General features: G+C 33.4%; 18 protein-coding genes. 12 read left to right on the forward strand and 6 right to left on the reverse strand.

What is annotated here, in order from left to right:
* The first annotated feature begins 18 nt into the window (after positions 1-18).
* From ACERII_RS20120 to ACERII_RS20140, 5 genes are all read left to right on the forward strand, one after another.
* On the forward strand, positions 19-1,197 hold the full coding sequence (locus ACERII_RS20120) for a Ger(x)C family spore germination protein (RefSeq protein ID WP_373644697.1): 1,179 nt from the start codon (positions 19-21) through the stop codon (positions 1,195-1,197).
* 4 nt (positions 1,198-1,201) lie between these two features.
* The gene (locus ACERII_RS20125; protein ID WP_373644698.1) at positions 1,202-2,335 is read left to right on the forward strand and encodes a GerAB/ArcD/ProY family transporter; all 1,134 of its coding nucleotides are present in this window, start codon (positions 1,202-1,204) and stop codon (positions 2,333-2,335) included.
* A gap of 264 nt (positions 2,336-2,599) precedes the next feature.
* Complete coding sequence (locus tag ACERII_RS20130) at positions 2,600-2,794, forward strand: hypothetical protein (RefSeq protein ID WP_373644699.1); 195 nt, start codon at positions 2,600-2,602, stop codon at positions 2,792-2,794.
* Positions 2,795-2,806: 12 nt separating this feature from the next.
* The gene (locus ACERII_RS20135; protein WP_373644700.1) at positions 2,807-3,190 is read left to right on the forward strand and encodes a DUF1360 domain-containing protein; all 384 of its coding nucleotides are present in this window, start codon (positions 2,807-2,809) and stop codon (positions 3,188-3,190) included.
* Between the two features lie 81 nt (positions 3,191-3,271).
* Positions 3,272-4,330, forward strand: coding sequence for a C40 family peptidase (locus tag ACERII_RS20140; protein WP_373644702.1), 1,059 nt, complete (start codon positions 3,272-3,274; stop codon positions 4,328-4,330).
* A 139-nt stretch (positions 4,331-4,469) separates the two neighbouring features.
* Here ACERII_RS20140 and ACERII_RS20145 read toward each other — a convergent pair whose 3' ends face one another.
* Positions 4,470-4,913, reverse strand: coding sequence for a hypothetical protein (locus ACERII_RS20145; protein ID WP_373644703.1), 444 nt, complete (start codon positions 4,911-4,913; stop codon positions 4,470-4,472).
* 463 nt (positions 4,914-5,376) lie between these two features.
* Here ACERII_RS20145 and ACERII_RS20150 point away from each other — a divergent pair, with 463 nt between their 5' ends.
* From ACERII_RS20150 to ACERII_RS20160, 3 genes are read left to right on the forward strand one after another with little or no spacing between them, the layout of a single operon-like run.
* Positions 5,377-8,091, forward strand: coding sequence for an ATP-binding protein (locus tag ACERII_RS20150; protein ID WP_373644704.1), 2,715 nt, complete (start codon positions 5,377-5,379; stop codon positions 8,089-8,091).
* Positions 8,092-8,113: 22 nt separating this feature from the next.
* On the forward strand, positions 8,114-8,998 hold the full coding sequence (locus ACERII_RS20155) for a CheR family methyltransferase (protein ID WP_373644705.1): 885 nt from the start codon (positions 8,114-8,116) through the stop codon (positions 8,996-8,998).
* Positions 8,988-10,556: an ATP-binding response regulator gene (locus ACERII_RS20160; protein ID WP_373644706.1), complete on the forward strand. Its 1,569-nt coding sequence runs from the start codon at positions 8,988-8,990 to the stop codon at positions 10,554-10,556. The genes ACERII_RS20155 and ACERII_RS20160 overlap by 11 nt, the downstream gene beginning before the upstream one ends.
* A gap of 72 nt (positions 10,557-10,628) precedes the next feature.
* Here ACERII_RS20160 and ACERII_RS20165 read toward each other — a convergent pair whose 3' ends face one another.
* Together ACERII_RS20165 and ACERII_RS20170 are read right to left on the reverse strand one after the other, a co-directional pair.
* Complete coding sequence (locus tag ACERII_RS20165; protein ID WP_373644707.1) at positions 10,629-12,224, reverse strand: N-acyl-D-amino-acid deacylase family protein; 1,596 nt, start codon at positions 12,222-12,224, stop codon at positions 10,629-10,631.
* Positions 12,225-12,320: 96 nt separating this feature from the next.
* Positions 12,321-13,163, reverse strand: a complete 843-nt coding sequence (locus ACERII_RS20170) for a hypothetical protein (protein ID WP_373644708.1) — start codon at positions 13,161-13,163, stop codon at positions 12,321-12,323.
* A gap of 140 nt (positions 13,164-13,303) precedes the next feature.
* Between ACERII_RS20170 and ACERII_RS20175 the strand changes: the two genes are divergently transcribed.
* Positions 13,304-13,837 carry a DUF4269 domain-containing protein gene (locus ACERII_RS20175; protein ID WP_373644710.1) on the forward strand — a complete coding sequence of 178 codons (534 nt, stop codon included), beginning with the start codon at positions 13,304-13,306 and terminating at the stop codon, positions 13,835-13,837.
* Between the two features lie 114 nt (positions 13,838-13,951).
* Positions 13,952-14,335, forward strand: a complete 384-nt coding sequence (locus ACERII_RS20180; RefSeq protein ID WP_373644712.1) for a VOC family protein — start codon at positions 13,952-13,954, stop codon at positions 14,333-14,335.
* A gap of 64 nt (positions 14,336-14,399) precedes the next feature.
* On the opposite strand, the gene ACERII_RS20185 is transcribed toward ACERII_RS20180, so the two are convergent.
* Entirely contained in the window at positions 14,400-14,954 is a 555-nt protein-coding gene (locus tag ACERII_RS20185; protein WP_373644713.1) for a hemerythrin domain-containing protein, read from the reverse strand.
* 79 nt (positions 14,955-15,033) lie between these two features.
* A complete protein-coding gene (locus ACERII_RS20190; RefSeq protein WP_373644715.1) occupies positions 15,034-16,320 on the reverse strand; it encodes an ATP-binding protein in 1,287 nt (428 codons plus the stop codon).
* Positions 16,321-16,521: 201 nt separating this feature from the next.
* On the opposite strand from ACERII_RS20190, the gene ACERII_RS20195 reads away from it, so the two are divergent.
* The gene (locus tag ACERII_RS20195) at positions 16,522-17,100 is read left to right on the forward strand and encodes a CBO0543 family protein (protein WP_373644716.1); all 579 of its coding nucleotides are present in this window, start codon (positions 16,522-16,524) and stop codon (positions 17,098-17,100) included.
* A 78-nt stretch (positions 17,101-17,178) separates the two neighbouring features.
* Here the strand turns inward: ACERII_RS20195 and pgeF are convergent, their stop codons facing one another.
* Entirely contained in the window at positions 17,179-18,006 is an 828-nt protein-coding gene (pgeF, locus tag ACERII_RS20200; protein WP_373644717.1) for a peptidoglycan editing factor PgeF, read from the reverse strand.
* Positions 18,007-18,425: 419 nt separating this feature from the next.
* Between pgeF and ACERII_RS20205 the strand changes: the two genes are divergently transcribed.
* Complete coding sequence (locus ACERII_RS20205; RefSeq protein WP_373644719.1) at positions 18,426-20,702, forward strand: DEAD/DEAH box helicase; 2,277 nt, start codon at positions 18,426-18,428, stop codon at positions 20,700-20,702.
* Positions 20,703-20,718: the final 16 nt, after the last annotated feature.

Raw genomic sequence — 20,718 nt, forward strand, 5'->3', positions numbered from 1 at the left:
AAAAGGAGCTATTATATGATGAAACCGGTAATAGTTTTTCTTATTCTAATAGTTTTACTAGCTGGATGCTTAGGAAAAGAAGAAATTGATGATTTGGCAATGGTAATGGCAATGGGCATTGATACGAATGAGGACAACAATATCATTTTAACCGTTCAAATAGCGAGGCCGGGTGACGTGACCGGGAATACAGGTGGAGGAAATGGAGAGAGTATCTGGACTGCGACTAGTGAGGGAAAAACAATTTTTGAAGCAGTACGAAATTTAGCGCGAATGGCGTCAAGGAGAGTATTTTGGGCACATAATGCCATCATTGTTGTAAATGAGACAGTTGCACGGCAACAAGGGGTAGTAGATGTGATCGATTTTTTTAATCGTAATAATGAACTTCGTATGCGAACCTGGATCGTTGTTACAGAAGACAAAGCTAGTGAGGTAGTCGCGACCAAAACAGGGTTAGAAATTATTCCTGGAATGTCGTTAGAAAGGTTATTTCGATATAGTCAAATTGTAGCGGAAGCGCCAAGGTCGGATGTGATGACTCTCACTGCGTCCTATTTAGGTGAACATACACATCCTTATTTAGCGCTCGTGAATCTAGGAGACAGGGGTATCAATGCAGAAACTCCAACAGAATTTGGAAGTATTCCCCAAGCAGAATTATCAGGTACAGCTGTATTTAAACATGACAAAATGGTTGGGAAATTAAATGTAGACGAATCGAGAGGTTTCTTGTGGTTTGTAGAAGGGATAGAATCTGCCATTATTCCTCTATCTTGTCCTGATATGGACGGCAAGGTAAGTGTGGAGCTAAGGAACAATACCTTTGATGTGATACCAGTTTATAAAGAAAGTCTTGTTTCTTTTAATGTAAACGTTGAGTCAAAGCCACACTTAGTTGAATTAGGATGTTCTACACAATTGGAACATAGTGAAGTATTGAAAAAACTAGAAGAGCAAGTTGAAGAAGCTATAGTACTTGATATTGAAAGGATGCTTGAAAAGGTTCAACAGGAATATAAAGTGGATGTCTTATATTTGGGTAGAATCTTTGAAGGGAAGTATCCAAAACAATGGAAGCAAATAGAAGGACAGTGGATAGAATTGTTTCCAAATGTAGAAGTAAATATTACAGCTAACGTTGAGTTAAATAATCCACTACTATTAGAAAATCCCACTAGAACTGTGAAGGATTGATACGATGAAAACCCAACTTACGAATGGGATGTTATTGGCTATCATAATAAATATTGTTTATGCAAAAGCTATTGGAGTCACACAAGGGATTGTAGCGCGTCAAGCAGGTGGAGATATGTGGATCGCATCCATTGTGTCTACTATATTGGGGCTTTTCATAATGATATTGACTATTCTCATCATTAAACGAACTCCAGATAAAAATATATTTGAACATACCAGACTACTAGTTGGGAAATGGGGAGAGAAAGTAGTAGGCCTCATATTTTTTATTTTTTTTCTGGGTTCTTTTGGCGGTATTATGATTACCTTAGTTTATCATTTAAATGATTATTTTTTGCCTGATGCACCGATAATTTTGTTTGTAATTGTAGGAATGTTCGCTGGAATTTTCGGACTTTTTTACGGAATCGAAGTCATTTCTAGAGTCGCTATCCTAGGTGTGTTTTCTATTGCTATTTTAAACTTATTGATTTTATTAGGTTCTCTTTCTTATTTTGAAATAAGGCATTTTCTTCCTCTGTTTCGAAATGGGGTTTTACGTAGTATCGAAGTAACTAGACACCAAAATGGTGATTGGGCCATGGCTACGTTAATGGTTGCTGTTATTTTACCAATGGTGAAGGAAAAAGCAAAGTGGATTGCAACATCTGCTAAAGGGATTATTTATGGTGGCCTATTAATTTTATTATGGCCTATTTTACAAGTTGGTGTTCTATCACCTGAAGTTACAGGACAATATATTGTCTCCTGTATGCAGATGGCTAGAAGTGCAGAAATTGGTTTGTTTATTCATCGTTATGAATTAATTATGATTATCTTTTTTTCTTTGTCTGCACTTGTTCAAATTATGACATGTTTATTATGTGCAACCATTTCTATGAAACATATGATAGGTGTGAAATCCTTAAATAAGTTGTCCCTTCCTGTGGCGTTTATTTTAGGTGGTTTTGGATACTGGGTAGTAGTTGATCATATTCGTGCTATGGATCTATTAACATATTATTGGCCAAATATATCAAATCCGATTGCGTTTATTATTCCTATAATCTTGTTCCTATTAGGGTTGATAATGAAAAAGAAATGGAAAAGTCAAGATATGTCAATAGCATCCAAATCGTTGGAAAAGGATGTATAGAGAAGGTTTTTAAATCTTCTCCAACAAAGAAAAGGATCTTTTACTTCTTTTTATTCTTCGCTTTATTCCCTGTGGTATATTCATATGTTTTCTTACTCCACTAGATTATGACTGTTTTCCAATTACGTTATATTTTTTTACTTCGATATGTCATTCACGTACATTCCTTATGTTTATACTTACTTCACATAAACGCCATTCATTTTATCCATAAAAAAGGACATACTACTTCTTGTAAAAGCTAGGAAGAAGGGATGATTGAATATGACAAAGTGGAATGAAGAGGGAGTACCTAATCTAAACTTAACGTCTGTTGATTTGAAAAATTCAAAACTTATTTCGAAAAAAGAAAGAGAGCATGAGTTTGCTGAGGAATTAGCCGATGGTGGAGAGAGAGATGAGATTATCGAAAGTCAATTGGAAGATGAAAAAATAGAAAATGATAGTAAAAAGTCGTAGGGTAGGAAGAGGATGACCACAGTAACAAACAACTGGTTACTATTTGTCATGATTATTTTAGCAAGTTATCGTTTTACTCATCTCATAGTTTTTGATAAAATAACCGAATTTTTGCGAAAACCTTTTATGAAGGAAAAGAAGATAATGGATGGTGGACATGAAAAGAGAAAAAAAGTACCAACTTCTAAGATAGGCTATCTATTAAACTGTTACTGGTGTGCAGGTGTATGGAGTGCCATCTTATTAGGAATGGGATACCTATATTTCTCCTCTATATTTTTACCTATTATTTTCATCTTATCGATTGCTGGGGCTCAGGCTATTTTAGAAACGTTTGTAGGAGTAGGCACAAAAACAATTTCTGTTTTAGACAAATATGGAGATAAATTAAAATAGTAAATCTGTACTAAAACATGAATAGATACGCAAAAAGAGCAAAAGATACATTATGAAAATAATAGTACACTGGAGGATTTTATGAGAACCAATAAAATAAAAATCATTGTTAGTTTTTTCATGACATTTGTATTAATTTCATCTGTGTTCCAAGTACAAACAGCGCAAGCTTATGAACGAATACCAACTGCAGGTATAGCAATTAACGGTAAAATGGTAAATGGTATTGATCCAATAAAGATAGAGGGAATATACTACTTACCACTAACACAATTATCAAAAATTTTGGGTTACAATCATATAACATTCGCAAATAATACGAAGACATATGAAATGACAGATGGATCAACCGTAGTAAGAGCAACGATGGGTGGAACACAAGCACGGAGAGGAGATGAATTTATACGCATCCATGCTCCTAGATGGATAAATGAAACTGCGTATGTTTCTCTTCAAGCAGCGAGTTCATTGTTTAATTCATTTATTTACTTTAAACCACAAAATGGCTCTATCCAAGTGGAAAAGCCGGCTCAACGATATCGTGTTCAACCTGGTGATTCGTTATGGTTAATTGCTGAAGCGCATCATACTACAGTACAGTCCATAAAATCTGCAAATAATTTAACTTCTAATATCATTTATGCAGGGCAAATTCTGAAATTACCTGTTGCTGATCAAGGGAAGGAAATGGAGCCAGTTAAAGAAAAAAAACCAGTGGAAAATAAGAATCCTGCTCCTTCGATTGATGTAGCAAGGAACATTTTAAATGAAGCTCAAAATTACATTGGTGCAGGATATAAATTTGGTGCAACATTAAATGAAGCGCCACATTTGTTCGATTGCTCTTCTTATACACAATTTGTATTTGGTCAACATGGGATTCAATTACCAAGAACATCAAGACAACAGGCGGAGCTAGGAACTCCTGTAGCTGTAGAGGATTTAAGACCAGGTGACTTAGTTTTCTTTACCAATACAGACTTATATTCTGATGGTAGAGTAGGTCATTTAGGAATTTATATGGGTAATGGAGATATGATTCACGCTTCTTCTTCAAGAGGAGTGCATATTGCATCAAACTTTTTAAATATCGGTTATTGGCAAGAAAATTACTTGTTTGCTAAAAGAGTAATTCAATAATGTTTGTTTTATGAGGAAGCTGGGCCATAAGTGTAGTTTAAAACTGAGAAGACGAACGATGTGTAGCGACTAGTATACACAAGTATCATTTTGATTGAATTCTCAATTGAAAACACTTTTGTTCCAGCCACCTCATTGTTTAAGCTTTACTATGAAGTCGCATTCTACGTTTTGTCACATGCTTCTTTTTCACATCCTGTTTAGCTAAAGATAAATATGGAATTGGAATTAATTCTGAATGCAAAAATCTTTGGTAATCCAATATTTGTGTCGAACAAGTTACTCCATTAACACTTAAAAGAACTGTGTTGTTTGAAGCGTTCGTAGCTTCTATTTGGATTTCATATGCCGAAACCCCTGTTAAGCCCCCCGAAAACTCTACTTCGGTACTAAAATTTGGTGGTAATATAAAACAGTGGCTAAAAAGTATTCGTTTATCTCCCTCTAGAGCGAAGACGAAGACGGTTACTTCTGTACTCTTGTACAAATTATTATTTACCATATTAATTAAAATAGAATCAGCAGAAGGCTTATATCTATTTTGGATTGGACCAGTGCTATAAATTCTGGATAATGCTATCATACAACCCCACCTCCACAATGAATACAATAGTATATTAAACATATTTTATTATGAATAGACTAGAAGTGGTGTTTTCGAGAAAAAGGGCTATGACAAAAAACCAATTGCGAAAAATGTATTATTTTTGTAGAATGTGTTGCATTTTTTGTTATTTTAATATAAATTGTTTTCTTTGTGCATGAAATCTGTGAATCTAGTGATTTTTGTCTTTCATACAATGAAAATTATGGAAGGATTTAAAGGTTTCATGTAGAATATTAATGTGAGTATAGATAGAAGTAGAAACATATATTTTGTTTTCGTTATACTGAAATAATTAATTTCGGTAGTTTGAAATAAGTTTGTATTCTCCTATTGTATGGATGGATAACTAGAGGAGAAAAGATAAGGGAAATACTATAAAACGGTTAGAAATAATGTATAAAGGAAAGGGTAGCTAACCCGGAAAGGTAAAGTTAATTAAATGAGTATAAAAACAAAATTATACATAGCTTTTTCATCTGTTTTAGCCATTATCATAATTGTAGGTGTTTTAGTATTACTTACATATAATCAACAAAGAGATCATATGACAAGTGTTGTTAACGAAAATTATGAAAGAGTGAAATTAGCCAATCAGCTAGCGCGTTACGCACAAGGAACTTCCCGTGAAGTGAGGGAAATACTTTTAGTAGATGACTCTGATATGACAAGGGACAATATAGCAGAGTTACGTGAATTAGCTTCTGACTCATTGGACACTCTAAGTGATCTATCTTTAGCAGATCAATCTTTGATAAGAGATCTGACTAACTATTTTCATGATTATAATGATTTCATAGATAATATCTTAGTCTTTGTAGAACGAGGAAATGGAAATGTAGCTCTAGAGCATCTCACTTCTAATAGAGAAATTAGAGAAAATCTATTACTGCAGGTAGATGAGTTAGTTTTGCGGGAAGAAACAGAGATGGAAAGTGCTATCTTAGGAACTGAAGTTATGATACATAATGCACTACTTATCTTTTTAAGTCTAATAACAATAACTGTTATTGTTATTATAGGTATTACTTTTCAATTAACAAAAAATATTAATAAAACAATTAATAAAGTCCGGGATGTAATGATACGTGTACCGTCTTCTTCAATGGACGATCTTCCTAGAATTGAAGATATTAGACAGGATGAAATAGGAGATATTGCTGTTGCGTACAATACTATGGCTGATTCGTTAGAAAAAATCTCAAAAAATGAAAAAGAATTAAATGAATCTCTTTTAAATGAGAATTGGATTGATACAAATTTTGCATATGTAACCGCACAAATACAAGGAATACAAGATTTACAACAATTTAGTGAAATATTGTTAAAAACTGTCGCTCCGATAGTGTCTGCTACAAACGGAGTTGTTTATATAACGAATGATCGCAAAGTTCTCGTCAAAGGAGGGGCTTTTGCTGGGAATCATAGTAACATAGGTCAAGAGAAATTTTACTTTGGAGAAGGCTTGGTAGGGCAGTGTGCTTCAGATAATAAAATGATGAATATAGACTCGCTACCAAATAACTATATTTCTACTAACTCAGGGTTAGGTGTAGGTACACCAACCTCTCTCATTATATGTCCAATCCCTTTTGAAAATGGGGTTATAGGCGTACTGGAATTGGCTAAGTTTGAACCATTTACTACATTGCAAATCCAATTTTTAGAAAGAGTATGTCATTCTATTGGTATTAGTATCAACTCCATCCAAGATCATATTAAGATCAGTGAGCTATTAATAGAATCGCAAACAACAACAGAGGAACTTCAAACTCAGTCAGAAGAACTTCAACAACAGCAAGAAGAATTGAGGATGATCAACGAGAAGCTTCATGAGCAATATAAACAATCAGATGAAAAAACAAAAGAGCTTGAAAAGATTCGTCTAGATCTAGAACAGAGAAACCGTGATATTCAACTTGGTTCGAAATATAAAACCGAGTTTTTAGCCAATATGTCCCATGAACTTCGAACTCCATTAAATAGTATTTTGATATTATCTCAACTTCTGCATGAAAATAGTGAGAAAAACTTAACCGATACACAAGTTCAACATGCTGATACTATCTATTCGTCTGGAAAGGACTTGTTAAATCTAATTAATGATATTTTAGATTTATCCAAAATTGAATCGGGGAAGATAGAAGTTTTTCCTGAGGAAGTATTAATAGAAGATATTAAGGCATTCGTTGAAAGAAGATTCTCTTTCATAGCGGAACAAAAGGGAATTGAGTTTACAATTTTGATTAGTGAAAACGCACCAAGTTGTATAGTTACTGATGATCAGCGTTTAAAACAAATACTAAATAACTTGTTGTCCAATGCTTTTAAATTTACAGATGAAGGTAAGGTGTCTTTAGCTATAAAAGAAGGTATAGAGGGAGATACTTCTAAAATTATTTTTACAGTTACAGATACAGGAATTGGGATTACGGAAGAAAAGCAAAAAAATATCTTTGATGCTTTTTATCAAGGAGATGGTACCACAACACGTAAATATGGTGGAACTGGATTAGGTCTTTCCATTAGTAAAAATTTATCCAAAGTTTTGGGTGGCGACCTTAATGTTATAAGTAACGAAGGCACTGGAAGTACGTTTTATTTATACTTACAGGATTATTGCACTGACACAGCTCCATTCATAACAGAAGTAGCTGCGACGACAGACGTAGAGGAAGAAAAACTAATTCCTACAAACCATCCAGTTAAATCCAATAAATCATCAGTACAATCTTTGTTCATTAAGGAAGAAGCGAACCGTAATATCACTACTAAAGGTTCGTTTGATGATAAAGTAGTTTTAGTTGTTGATGACGATATGAGAAATATATTTGCATTAACAGCTGCGCTAGAGAAACATAACATGAAAGTCATTTTTGCAGAAAATGGGAAAGAAGCAATTACTACTTTACGCGAGAATTCAGCCATCGATATTGTACTAATGGATATTATGATGCCAGTCATGGATGGGTATGAGGCAATGAAGATGATACGAGATTATGAAGAATACCGTGAGCTACCAATCATTGCATTGACTGCGAAAGCAATGAAGCATGATAAAGAGAAATGTATCGAAGCAGGTGCTTCCGATTATATAAGTAAGCCAGTTGACATGGAACAGCTATTATCATTAATAAAAGTGTGGGTATATAAATAATTGGAGGTGAATTAATTTCTAGATGGGTGATTACTATGAAGATGAGAATGAAGAAATTGAGAGAATAGAAATTGAACTCCTTCTAGAATGCATTTATCGGTATTATGGGTTTGATTTTCGTAACTATGCGTATTCTTCTATTAGGAGACGTATTTGGCACAGAGCGAACATCGAGAACGTTAAATCAATCTCCCAGTTACAAGGAATAATTCTACGAAGCAAATCTAGTATGGATAAATTACTGAGTGATTTTTCTATTAATGTCACGGAAATGTTTAGGGATCCACTATTTTTTAAAGTGTTTCGAGAGAAAGTTGTTCCTTTTTTGAGAGAGAAGCCAGTGATTCGTATATGGCATGCGGGATGTTCCTCAGGGGAAGAAGTATATTCCATGGCAATCCTATTACACGAAGAGGGTCTATATGATAAAGTAAGAATTTATGCAACGGATATGAATGAGAGCATTATTGAAAAAGCTAATAAAGGAGAAATACCAATTACAAATATGCAATTATACACGAAAAACTATCAGCAAGCTGGTGGAAAAAAAGAGTTTTCCCAATATTATACCGTTCAAGATGAGCTCGTATCGTTACAACAATTCTTAAAGAGGAATATTATTTTTGCACATCATAACTTAGTTACAGATCATTCCTTTAATGAATTCCATGTAATTATTTGTCGAAATGTTCTTATATATTTTAATCATTTTTTGAAAAATAGAGTGTACCACTTATTTAATAATAGTTTAAGTGAAGATGGATTTGTTTGTTTTGGTAATAAAGAAACAATTACTGACAGGGAAGCAGAATCTTTTTTTCACGAATTTGATTCTAAAGAAAAAATATATAGTAAAAGCAAAGATCATTTTCAAAAGAAAAAAGAGGGTAATAGGGATGAAATATAATCAGAAGATTAATATATTGCTAGTGGATGACAGAGAAGAAAATTTAATAACATTAAGGGCAGTGCTAAATTCGGATGAATATGAGTTAATTGAAGCCAAATCGGGGGAAGAGGCATTGAAACATGTTTTGAAGCATGATTTCGCTGTCATATTATTAGATGTGCAGATGCCGGGGTTAAGTGGTTTTGACACAGCAGAAATAATAAAACAACGAGAGAGCTCAAAACATATACCTATTATTTTTATTACAGCATTAAGCAAGGCGAATATTCATGTTTCGAAAGGTTATTCAAAAGGAGCGGTAGACTATATCTTTAAGCCATTTAATCCTTATATGCTTAAAAGTAAAGTGGAGGCTTTAGTAAGTATTTATAAAAAGAAAAAAGAGATCGAATTAGAACGAAATGAATTAGTAGTTAAAACAGCAGAATTAAACAGGGGATATTCTAATCTGGAAAGTATCATTTCTGATAAAACGAAAGAACTTATGGAAATAAATAAGGAATTGAAAATTTCACAAGAACATTTTCGTAAAATATTTCAATCAAGTCCTAATTTAATGGCTATTCGTTCTTTAATGGATCATAGGTATTTAAATGTTAATAAAAGTTGGTGTGAATTTTCTGGCTATGATGTAGCCGAAGTAGATGGATACAATGATAATATTCTTCAGCTAGTAACAAATGATGGGAGCTTTCAAAATATTGATATTGCTCTTGATTTAATGGAGGGTTTATATAATATTAGCGTAACCTTTACTACGAAAAATAACGAAAAACGTCAAGGACTTCTATCAACAGAAAAATCTGAGATTAACGGAGAAACTTGTATCATAAGTGCTATTACTGATATTACAGATAATCTTAAGTTAGAAAAGGAAATTTCTCGTTTAGATCGGTTAAACTTAGTAGGAGAAATGGCTGCAGGAATTGCCCATGAAATACGGAATCCAATGACCACCGTTCTTGGCTTTTTACAGTTGACAAAGAATGATAAGGATTCATCCAAAAATAAGGAGTACTTTAGCTTAATGATAGATGAATTGACGAGAGCAAATCATATTATTACGGAGTACTTGTCTTTAGCGAAAGATAAAATGTCTCATAAAAAGCACCAGAGTATTAACAAGACTATTGAAGCATTATATCCACTCCTTCAAGCAGAAGCTTTAATGAATAATAAGAATGTTCACTTAGAGTTAAAAGATTGTCCAGATATATATATTGATGAAAAAGAAATTAGGCAACTCATTTTAAACATTGGAATTAATGGATTAGAAGCGATGGAGTCTAATGGGGTTATCACCATACGAACATATAGTAAAGAGGAAGTTGTTGTTTTAGAAATAGCAGACCAGGGGCCAGGAATTAAGAAAGAGGTATTAGATAATTTAGGAACACCATTCTATACAACCAAAGATAAAGGAACAGGATTAGGTCTTGCCATATGTTATAGTGTAGCCTCTCGCCATGGTGCTACAATCAATATTAATACAAGTAGCAGTGGAACAACCTTTGTTATTACGTTTTTTAATAAGGTTCCACAACTGCAAGAATAGTTTAGAAGGTGTGTACAGAAATATTAGATTTGGTACACACCTCTTTTATTAATTACGACAGGAAATCTAAATCTATGAATAAGGTTTTAGTAAAACACCACTTTTTGGATTTAAAAAGGATCTCCCATCATACGCTTTTTTCCCGTTTACAAACACATATTCAACTCCTTTAGAGTATTGGTGAGGTTCTGTATAAGAGGAAATATCATCCATATTTTCAGGTTTAAAAATAGTTATATCTGCATAATAACCATCTTTGATAAAACCTCGTTTGTTAAACTTTAACTTTTGTGCGGAAGAACCAGTCATTTTGAAGACAGCTTCTTCCACTGTAAAAAGCTGTTCTTCTCGTTGGTACTTTTTAAATATTCGTGGAAAAGTTCCATAGCTTCGTGGATGTGGCTTCCCACTGCTCAATGGTCCATCAGTTGCAATAGCATATCCATCAGATCCAACCATGGACAATTTTCCAGAAGCAACTGTATTTACATCCTCATCACTCATAGAAAACTTAATCATCCGTACAAAACCCTTATCCTCATATAAGAGATGTATCATCGCTTCGGCGGGTGGAATATTCATTTGTTTACTTATTTCATCTAGATTTTTCCCTTCATATTGTTTTAAATCTTTAGAACGAACAGACGCTATTAAAATAGACTGCCAACCAACAGACTCTTCGATAGTATAAAGGACACTATCAATCATTTTTTTCTTTGTTTCTGGATTTGTTAACCGTTCGGCAAGCTTTTCCCAACCACCCTCATGTGCCCAATTAGGAAGTTGTGAAGACAATGTGGTGGAGCTTGCTGTATAAGGATAAAAGTCGTAATGAGCATCGATTCCTTCTTTTCTTGCATCTTCTAGGTGCGCGATTGCGGTGATCACTTTTCCCCAATTTTGTTTACCTACAGCTTTTAAGTGTGAAATTTGTAGGGGAACTCTAGATTTCCTTGAAACTGCGATAGCTTCGTCAATGGATTCAATTAATTGATCTCCTTCATTCCGAATATGAGTGGAGTAGATGCCACCATAATCTACAACTACTTTACATAACTCTGCTATTTCATCTACATCAGCATACATACCTGGTGCATACCCTAAACCGGTGGATAATCCAACAGCTCCCAGCTCCATTCCTTCTGCTACGTACTTTTTCATTTGATCCATTTCTTTCTTCGTTGGCGCTCTATCATCAAACCCCATAACAGATGCTCGAATTGCTCCATGCCCTATATAAAAGCCAATATTCATGGAAACATTCCCATCTGCAAACCTTTGTAAATAGTCAGCGTAATCTTCCCAACCCCAATCTATTTTTTCTGCATAAAGAAGGGTACCAGATTCCATAATATATTCTTTTCTAGAAGGTGGACATGGTGTAGGTGCAATTCCGCAGTTACCAATAATTTCTGTAGTAACTCCTTGTGATAATTTACTCGCACCTCGAGAATCGATCAATAATGTTAAATCGGAATGTGTGTGAATATCGATAAAACCTGGTGAAACTATGGAACCGGTAGCATCAATAATTTCTTTAGCAACTACATCATCTTCATCCCTCGGTAAGAGAATTTTATTGTCTTTCATAGCTACTAGACCGTATGTTCCTTCTTTTCCTGTACCATCAACAATAAATCCGTTTTTTATTAACGTATCTACTTTCACGAGAATCCTCCCTTTAACCTTTCACTTCAGAAACAACACTTCTCTATTTATATTCATATCCCTGCAATAATTCTTAAAAACATACTAGTCCTTATATTATTCATTTTTGTTTTCGTGAATTAATTCGAAAACATAATTCCCTATTTGAATACTTCCAACCTTCGTTAAAAGTGAAATGATATAGAAGTATTTCCCAGCAATAATAATCCAATTATTTTTTATAAAAATAAATTCTATCCCTAGAAAAGATATCATGGTTAAAAGAGTGTGTTTCCATTTTTTCTTATGGACACTTAAAGTAAAGAAAAAGGAACAAATGAAACTATAAATGCTAGAATAAGTTACATGACTTCGATATGAATTCGAAAATAATTTTAAATTAAAGAAGCATGTCTTTAATATGGCAACATGGTAAAAATTAAATGTTGCATAACTAACGAATACGGCCAAAAATATGGTAGCTCTTTCTATTATTTTATTGTGTTTTTCCGTTAAATTCGTATTCCACACTTTTGCAAGCGTATAAAAAAGTTGAACACCAATGCTGGTGAAAGGAGTTCTCCACCAATTAAGTTTGAATACATTATGTTTTATAAATATTCTTTCAATAAAGGTTAATAAACTCGCAAAAAATAAGAACCATTTATATTTTAAATGGAAAACCGAAATGAATAGGGCCGTTGTTGGAATTACAAAAAGCTGTGAAACATTAGAACCGAAGATATTATCAAAGTATGTTTGTTTAAAAATAGTTGGTTTGTATTCATATGCTCTTCCAATTACAAGAACGAAAAATTCAAACAGATAATTTATACCTGTAAATGATAAATACAAAGGTATGAGATATCTTTTTTGATGAACTTTTGCGTTTTTAAAAGTATAGATTAATAATAGTAGCGACAGAAAGTTTAAACTTAAATAATAGATCCTATTTTTCATTGTTATACTCCTATAGAACGAATGGATTGATATTGTTATGGTAATAATTATAGTTCCCAATTAGGAGCGGAATAATTTTACATTACTTTTTATTTTGAATCTGTTTTTGTATACTAGATCAAAAAAAGGGGAGTGCGCACATGTTTCAAACTATTGACTATCTATTTTCGGGCAATTCTAAACAACAGGAGGCATATAGTGTTATTCAAGAATTAAATTTAATGAATGACTTAAGTGAATTTAATCCAATTGTTTGTGGAACAATCCCCATTGAAATTGATATCGAAGGGTCGGATTTAGATATTATTTTAAATGTGAATCATTTTTTATCGTTTGAAAATAAAGTGACCAAGCTATATAAGAATTACGAAAAGTTTGTACTTAAACGAACAAATAGTAGAAAATCTCCTGTTATAAAAGCAAATTTCCTTTATCAAGGATTTGAGTTTGAATTATTTGGTCAAGCTCAACCAGTAACAAAACAATATGCCTATCTACATATGATAATTGAATACAAGTTGATGATACAATTCCCTGAAATGAAAGAAAAGGTAATTCATTTTAAACAAAAAGGAGTTAAGACGGAGCGGGCTTTTTGTCAGGTATTAGGATTAAAAGGGGAAGATGCGTATGAAACACTACTGGCTTATGGAAGGAAACATGCTCTTATATAAATATCATTGAGTGTATAAGGAAAAGTTATCGAATTTTATAATAAAGAAGTATTATTCTTATCACGGAGAATGAGGTACCTTTAAAGTATGACATTTTCATACTGGAGGTTATTTATGAATCATTTTTCTGTAAAAAAAATTGACCATATTCAATTGGCTGCACCAAAAGGTTCAGAAGGAAGAGCAAAACAATTTTTTGTGGATGTACTAGGATTTGATGAGGTAGAGAAGCCAGGAGTATTAAAGAAGCGTGGGGGAGTCTGGTTTTCTTTAGGCGTTACTCAAATCCATATTGGAATTGAAGAGCCTTTTTCACCTGCAAAAAAAGCACATCCAGCATTTGAAGTAGAGAATTTAGAAGATTTAAAGGAGCATTTATCGAAACATAGGATAGATTTCTCCGTTGATAATAAATTACCTGGAGCAAATAGAATTTTTGTAAATGATCCCTTTGGGAACAGGTTAGAATTTTTAGAATGGTTGAATAGTGAAGTATAGAAGAACAAGTAGCTATAAATATAATACAGTTTTTAAGGGTGTCACTGTGGCGACACCCTTGATGTTACTTAAATGTCTTAAATTGTAAAGCTAGCTCTTCTTTTTCCGCATCTGATAACATTTTCTCTGCCATTGGAAAGAGAATTTGTTCTTCTTTCATAAAATGATCAGTTAAGGTAGTATAAATTATTTTAATATGGTTAAAAAGCTCAAAGGCTTTCTCTTGTGATACTTGATTATGATTTACTGTTATATCCGTCACTTTTTCAAAAAATAGTTTTATGTTCTGTTTGGCAGTATTATGTTCATACTCCATTACTTGGATAGGACCACCTTCTCTACCAATATACTTCACCATCATTTCAAACAGTATATCTTCCTCACGATCAGAATGTGGCTCTAATTCTGCTACAAAAATTTCTAACTTATCATTTAGTGAAGCTATTGCTTCAGACCAATCTGTATTTTCTTTGTTAGTTTCTAATTGTTGAACCATGGAATAGAAATCCCCCATTTTTGCTAATAGGGAAGGGTGTTCATCATATAATTGTTGTAATGGAACACAAAAATCAATGTCATTTATGTCCCCTAAATTACCAAAACAAGCATGTTGAGTCATTGTCAATTCCTCCTGTAGATCATTTTATTACTTTATTGTAATAGATCTTGAAGGAATGGAAGGTGATGTTAATCACATCTTAAGGTAAAATGTCATTAGGTCTTTTATTTACATCACTTTTTTTTATGGGTATTGTTATATGGAAGGATGTGCCTTTTTGCAGCAAACTGTACACTTTTATTTTTCCTCCGAGTTTATGAATGGTACTATAAACAATCATCATACCAAGACCTGTTCCGCCTTCTTTTGTTGAATAATAAGGCTTTCCTAAGCGAGCTAGATCTTCATTTGACATTCCTACTCCTGTATCATTCACTATTATCGTGATGGTATTTTTTTCTCCTATTACCTGTACTTTCAAAATTCCCCCCTTATTTTTCATTGATTCAATCCCATTTTTATATAAGTTAACTAAAGATTGTGTCATTTGGTTTTTATCATAGCATTTACATAACTCATTGGAAAAAGAAAGTTGAAGCTCCACATGATGATTATTTGCGTAAGGAACCATGATGTTTTGCACATATTCTACTTCATCTTTTAAATTTGAATAAACCATATTTTTCGCTTGCGGCTTTGCAAGAGATAGAAAATCACTAACAATTTTCTCAGCTCTTTTTAATTCTTCTAAAGAATAATATATATATTTCTTTTCTTCTTCGTTCACATTCTGAGACTTATTCAAAAGCTGGAGGAATCCACTTGTAACAGTAAGTGGGTTTCTTATTTCATGTGAAATGCTAGCAGATAATTCACTAACAACAGAAAGTCTATCAGAGTCTATCATCTTTTCCCTTGTTTTGATATTTATATTGATTTTTTCTATTAATAACATAATGACAATGGATCCAATTACATTCGTTGAGATGATATTTACAGCATAAATCCAAAAATTCCTATCTAGGCTAACAAAGAAACTACTTAACATAATGACGTAAGTTCCCATAATAATAAATACGATACATCCTACAATAAGAACACGGATATGTGGTTGTGCTCGTATGAATTTGCGTTTTAATAACGGGACGAATAGGACTGTAAAGGTGGAAAAAATAAAAGACAGAAATAAAAATATACCTTCTCCACCAAGAATAAAACGATATATATTTAAGATTAAATATAGGGGTGCAGCGATGATATAACCACCAAAAAGAGATGCAATGATAAAAGGGATATATCGTAGATCAAAGATGTTTCCAAACTCCATTTTTATTGGATATGTCATACAAAGAATCATAGTAATAGAGGATAGAAGGAATAGAATTATTTTATAATTGTATACATTCGCTTTATTCTCAAAGAAAATTAAATAGAGTGTTACAGGTATTAGTAGAAAGAGAAAGTTAATTAATAATGTTTCGGTCATAATGAAATCCTTCCGTACAAAAAATGTTATTATACGAACAATATTACCATATTGTGTGTAAAATAATTTTACTTATGCTTCTCGACCTATATACGATATATTTTCTACTTTACGTTTGTTTATGAATTATTTACATAATGTTTGCAAATGTAGAAAAAAATAAAAACGGTCATAGTTGTTTGAAGAGAGTAGGTGCATGAAGTGAAGCATATAGTCATGGTACTATTGTTACTATTGTTAAACCTAAAATATAAAACATGGAGAAAACTACCTCTATATTCTTCTGCGTTATTTTATGTTTCATTTGTAAATATATTATATTATTTTGTATGTCAAAAGAAACTAGTATGGGAATTTGAATCTAATAATATGCCTTTACCTAAGGTGAGGGTACTACAAGTATTTTTAGGTACACCTTTACTAACACTTCTGTGTCTTTCTGGTTTAACGAATCAACAATCCTTCGGCATGAAAATTTTTCATATTGTTAAATGTTCACTAGGTTCTACACTACTTGAGTGGCTTGCTAAATCAAAATTTGATATGATTTCTTTTTATCATCGATGGAATATATGCTGGTCTGGATTGATTTATTTTTTGCAATATCTTTTTAGCTATTTATATACCCGAAGCCGGTTTCTTACTTTTATTTTAACGATTCTGTCTACTGAGATGTTTGTCCAGTTGTTTAAAATTCCTATCTCCAATAGTATGTTTAAACCAGCGGCTATAAAAGAGTTTTTCAAACTAACGTTTATTGTAAACCCAGAAAGAGATTGAGGGAAGCATTAAATAAAGGACAAATTCAATGAATATTGGAATTTGTCCTCATTAGTATTATCAATGTAAACTAATCAGTTATTTTTCTTGTTTCCATCCTAGAAAGCTTAACATTCTCCCGGTTTTCCCTTTGTCTCGTCGATGAGAAAAAAACAAATTGTCACTGCAACTCGTGCAGTATGAAGAAATGATAATGTTCTCTTCTCTGATGCCAGCTGCTAACATCAATAATTTGTTAACTCTTTTCAAATCTAATGCATATTGACCTTTACTAATCTCTTGATATGGTCTAGGATCTTTCTGTGATAATGCATTATTAACAAAATCAATGACATGATCATCAACTACATAACAGCATCCACCGATGGAAGGACCAATTACAGTATACACGTCTGAAGGATTTATCCCCTCAGTTAATTGCCATTTTCGAATCATTTCTCCTGCAATATCTTTCACTGTACCTTTCCATCCCGCATGCGCGACCCCTATCAGCTTTTTATTTGGTTCACAAAAGAATAAAGGAACGCAATCCGCATATCCGGATGTTAAAAGTATATTAGGTTCGTCTGTATATAAGCCATCTGTACTTTTAATGGAGGTTTGATAATCTACTACACCACTGCCAGCATCTTTTATCGTAACTTTTTCTATATTATTACCATGTACTTGATCAGAACAAACCCAATTTGTAGTCCGAAAACCTAACAAGGAACTTAACAATTTGCGGTTATCTATCACTTTGTTTACGTCATCATTTACATGAAGTCCTAAATTAAAGGAACGAAAAGGAGAATCACTTGTACCACCGTTTTTGGTTGTGAATCCAGCAACAATATTTGGTATGTGTTTCCAACTCTCTAATACTAAAAATTGCTTTTGAACTAATGAAAATGGTTCATTTTTCATAGCAAACATCCTTTATGATTCATTTTTTTTATTTTACCATAAAATACTTTTCATATATCTAAACATTCACGAGCGGGTTACCAAGTAAACTAAAAACTTGCACCTTCGAGAATGAATCTATGTAATTTGATGATTTAGCACATCAACTGTATATGGAATGAGCGAAGGTGCGAGAACTCCAGTGGAAAGCACAGCTCCCCACGGAAAGGAGTGGACAGAAGCGAATGGAATATTATCCAACAAAGTGAGTATTACTAGAAAGTCTGATACACGTATTTTAAGGGAAGATCTACACATAAAAAACCTTTATAGACTACAATAATAATATTATGTAAACTAAAAGATAGATAATGAAAAACTAAAAATTCTTTTTTGAAAACCAAACGTATATTCGCTATAATGAAAGTGGAGGGGTTTATATGTTTGGAAAAAAATCATTGCATGATCTAATACAAGAATTAAGAACTGATCAACACGTATCCTTTTGGCTTGAGATGGACGAGCAACCCGCAAATAGTGTTGCTTTTCCTAAGAAAATGGATGACAAAATAAAACAAGCTCTGAGAAAACGAGGAATAGAAAATATATACACACACCAAGCAAGCTCCTTTGATGCAGTACTACAAGGAGAAAACATCGTAGCAGTTACACCTACCGCATCTGGAAAAACGTTTTGTTATAATTTACCAGTTGTTCAGCGTCATATATATAATCCTGATTCTAGAGCTCTTTATATTTTTCCTACAAAGGCATTGGCACAGGACCAAAAAAGCGAAATCAATGAATTTATCGATGATATGGATGTACAAATTAATAGCTATACGTACGATGGAGATACACCGGCAAATATCCGTCAAGTTGTACGAAAAGCTGGACACATTGTAATTACAAATCCAGACATGCTTCATTCAGCAATATTGCCTCATCATACAAAATGGATTTCACTTTTCGAAAACTTAGAAACGATTGTGATTGACGAGCTTCATACATATCGAGGAGTGTTCGGCTCCCACGTTGCCAATGTTATTCGTCGATTAAAACGCATATGCAAATATTACGGAAGTAATCCAACGTTTATTTGTACTTCAGCCACAATTGCTAATCCTACAGAGTTATGTGAAGAATTAATTGGTGAAAACGTAAGATTAATAGATAATAATGGTGCACCAAGAGGGAAGAAGCATTTTGTGCTATACAATCCACCAATTGTAAACAAACAATTGAATATACGCAAACCCTCGACAAAAGTAGTGAATGAAATTGCCGCTACATTTTTAAAAGAACGAATTCAAACCATTGTTTTTTCTAGAAGTCGTGTTAGTGTGGAAATTATTTTAAGTCATTTACAAGAACTGGTGAAAAAAGAGTTAAGACAAAAATCTATCCGTGGATATCGGGGTGGATATTTACCTAATCAACGACGTGAAATTGAACGAAGCCTTCGATCAGGAGAAACAGTTGGTGTTGTGAGCACCAATGCACTAGAGCTTGGGGTAGATATTGGTCAACTGCAAGTTTGTGTGATGAATGGGTATCCAGGTTCTATCGCTTCAAGCTGGCAACAAGCAGGCCGTGCTGGGAGACGTAGTGACGAATCCCTTGTGATTATGGTCGGCAATTCGAATCCACTGGATCAATATATTTTTCAGCATCCTGAATTTTTCTTTAAAGGTTCACCAGAAACAGCGCGTCTGAACAAAGATAACCTTATTATTCTCGTAGATCATTTAAAATGCGCAGCCTATGAATTACCGTTTGAACGTGGTGAAACGTTTGATGGTTGTGAAATAGATGAAATATTAGAATATTTAACGGAGGAACGTGTGTTACATGAACAAAAAAACAAATGGTATTGGATGAATGATGCTTTTCCGGCACACAACATTAGTTTACGATCTGCGGCACAAGAAAATGTTATTATCATTGACCAATCTCATGTAGAAAAACATCGTGTTATTGGAGAGATGGACACATTTAGTGCGATGACATTATTACATGACGAAGCGATTTATTTACATGAAGGAATTCAATTTCAAGTAGAGTACTTAGATTGGGATGAAAAGAAGGCTTTTGTTAGAGAAGTGGATGTTGAGTATTTTACCGATGCCAATATAGCTGTACAATTGAGAGTGTTAGATATAGATAAAGAGAAACAAATGGGCCCTAGTGTTTTACAGTATGGAGATATGATGGTCACAGCAATGGCTACAATTTTTAAAAAGTTAAAACTTGAAACCTTCGAGAACATTGGATCAGGTCCGATTCACTTACCTGAACAAGATCTTCATACAAACGGTATAGCTTTAACATTTACCTCTGAATCAGTTTTAAAAATCAATGAAAAAGCGCTAGAGCAAATGCTAATGGGTTTGGCTCATGTACTGCAACATGTTGCCTGTGTGAGAGTAATGTGTGATAAAAATGATTTACATGCGGTTCCTGAAGTAAAAGCAATTCATTCGGAGAAGCCAACTGTGTTTTTATACGATAGATACCCAGGTGGAATTGGATTAAGCGAAAGTGTATATAAGCAAATGGATAACATCTTATCTGACGCACTAAACTACATCCAACAATGTCCTTGTGAATCGGGTTGTCCTTCCTGTATTGGTATTGCAGGTGTGGGAGGAATTAGTGGTGGGGAAGAATCCATTAAAAGAATAGTTCACGCAACCATTGGATCCATTTTACGGTGATGATAGATAAGTAAGG

This window comes from Evansella sp. AB-rgal1, from assembly GCF_041820985.1.
Classification (GTDB): domain Bacteria; phylum Bacillota; class Bacilli; order Bacillales; family Salisediminibacteriaceae; genus Evansella.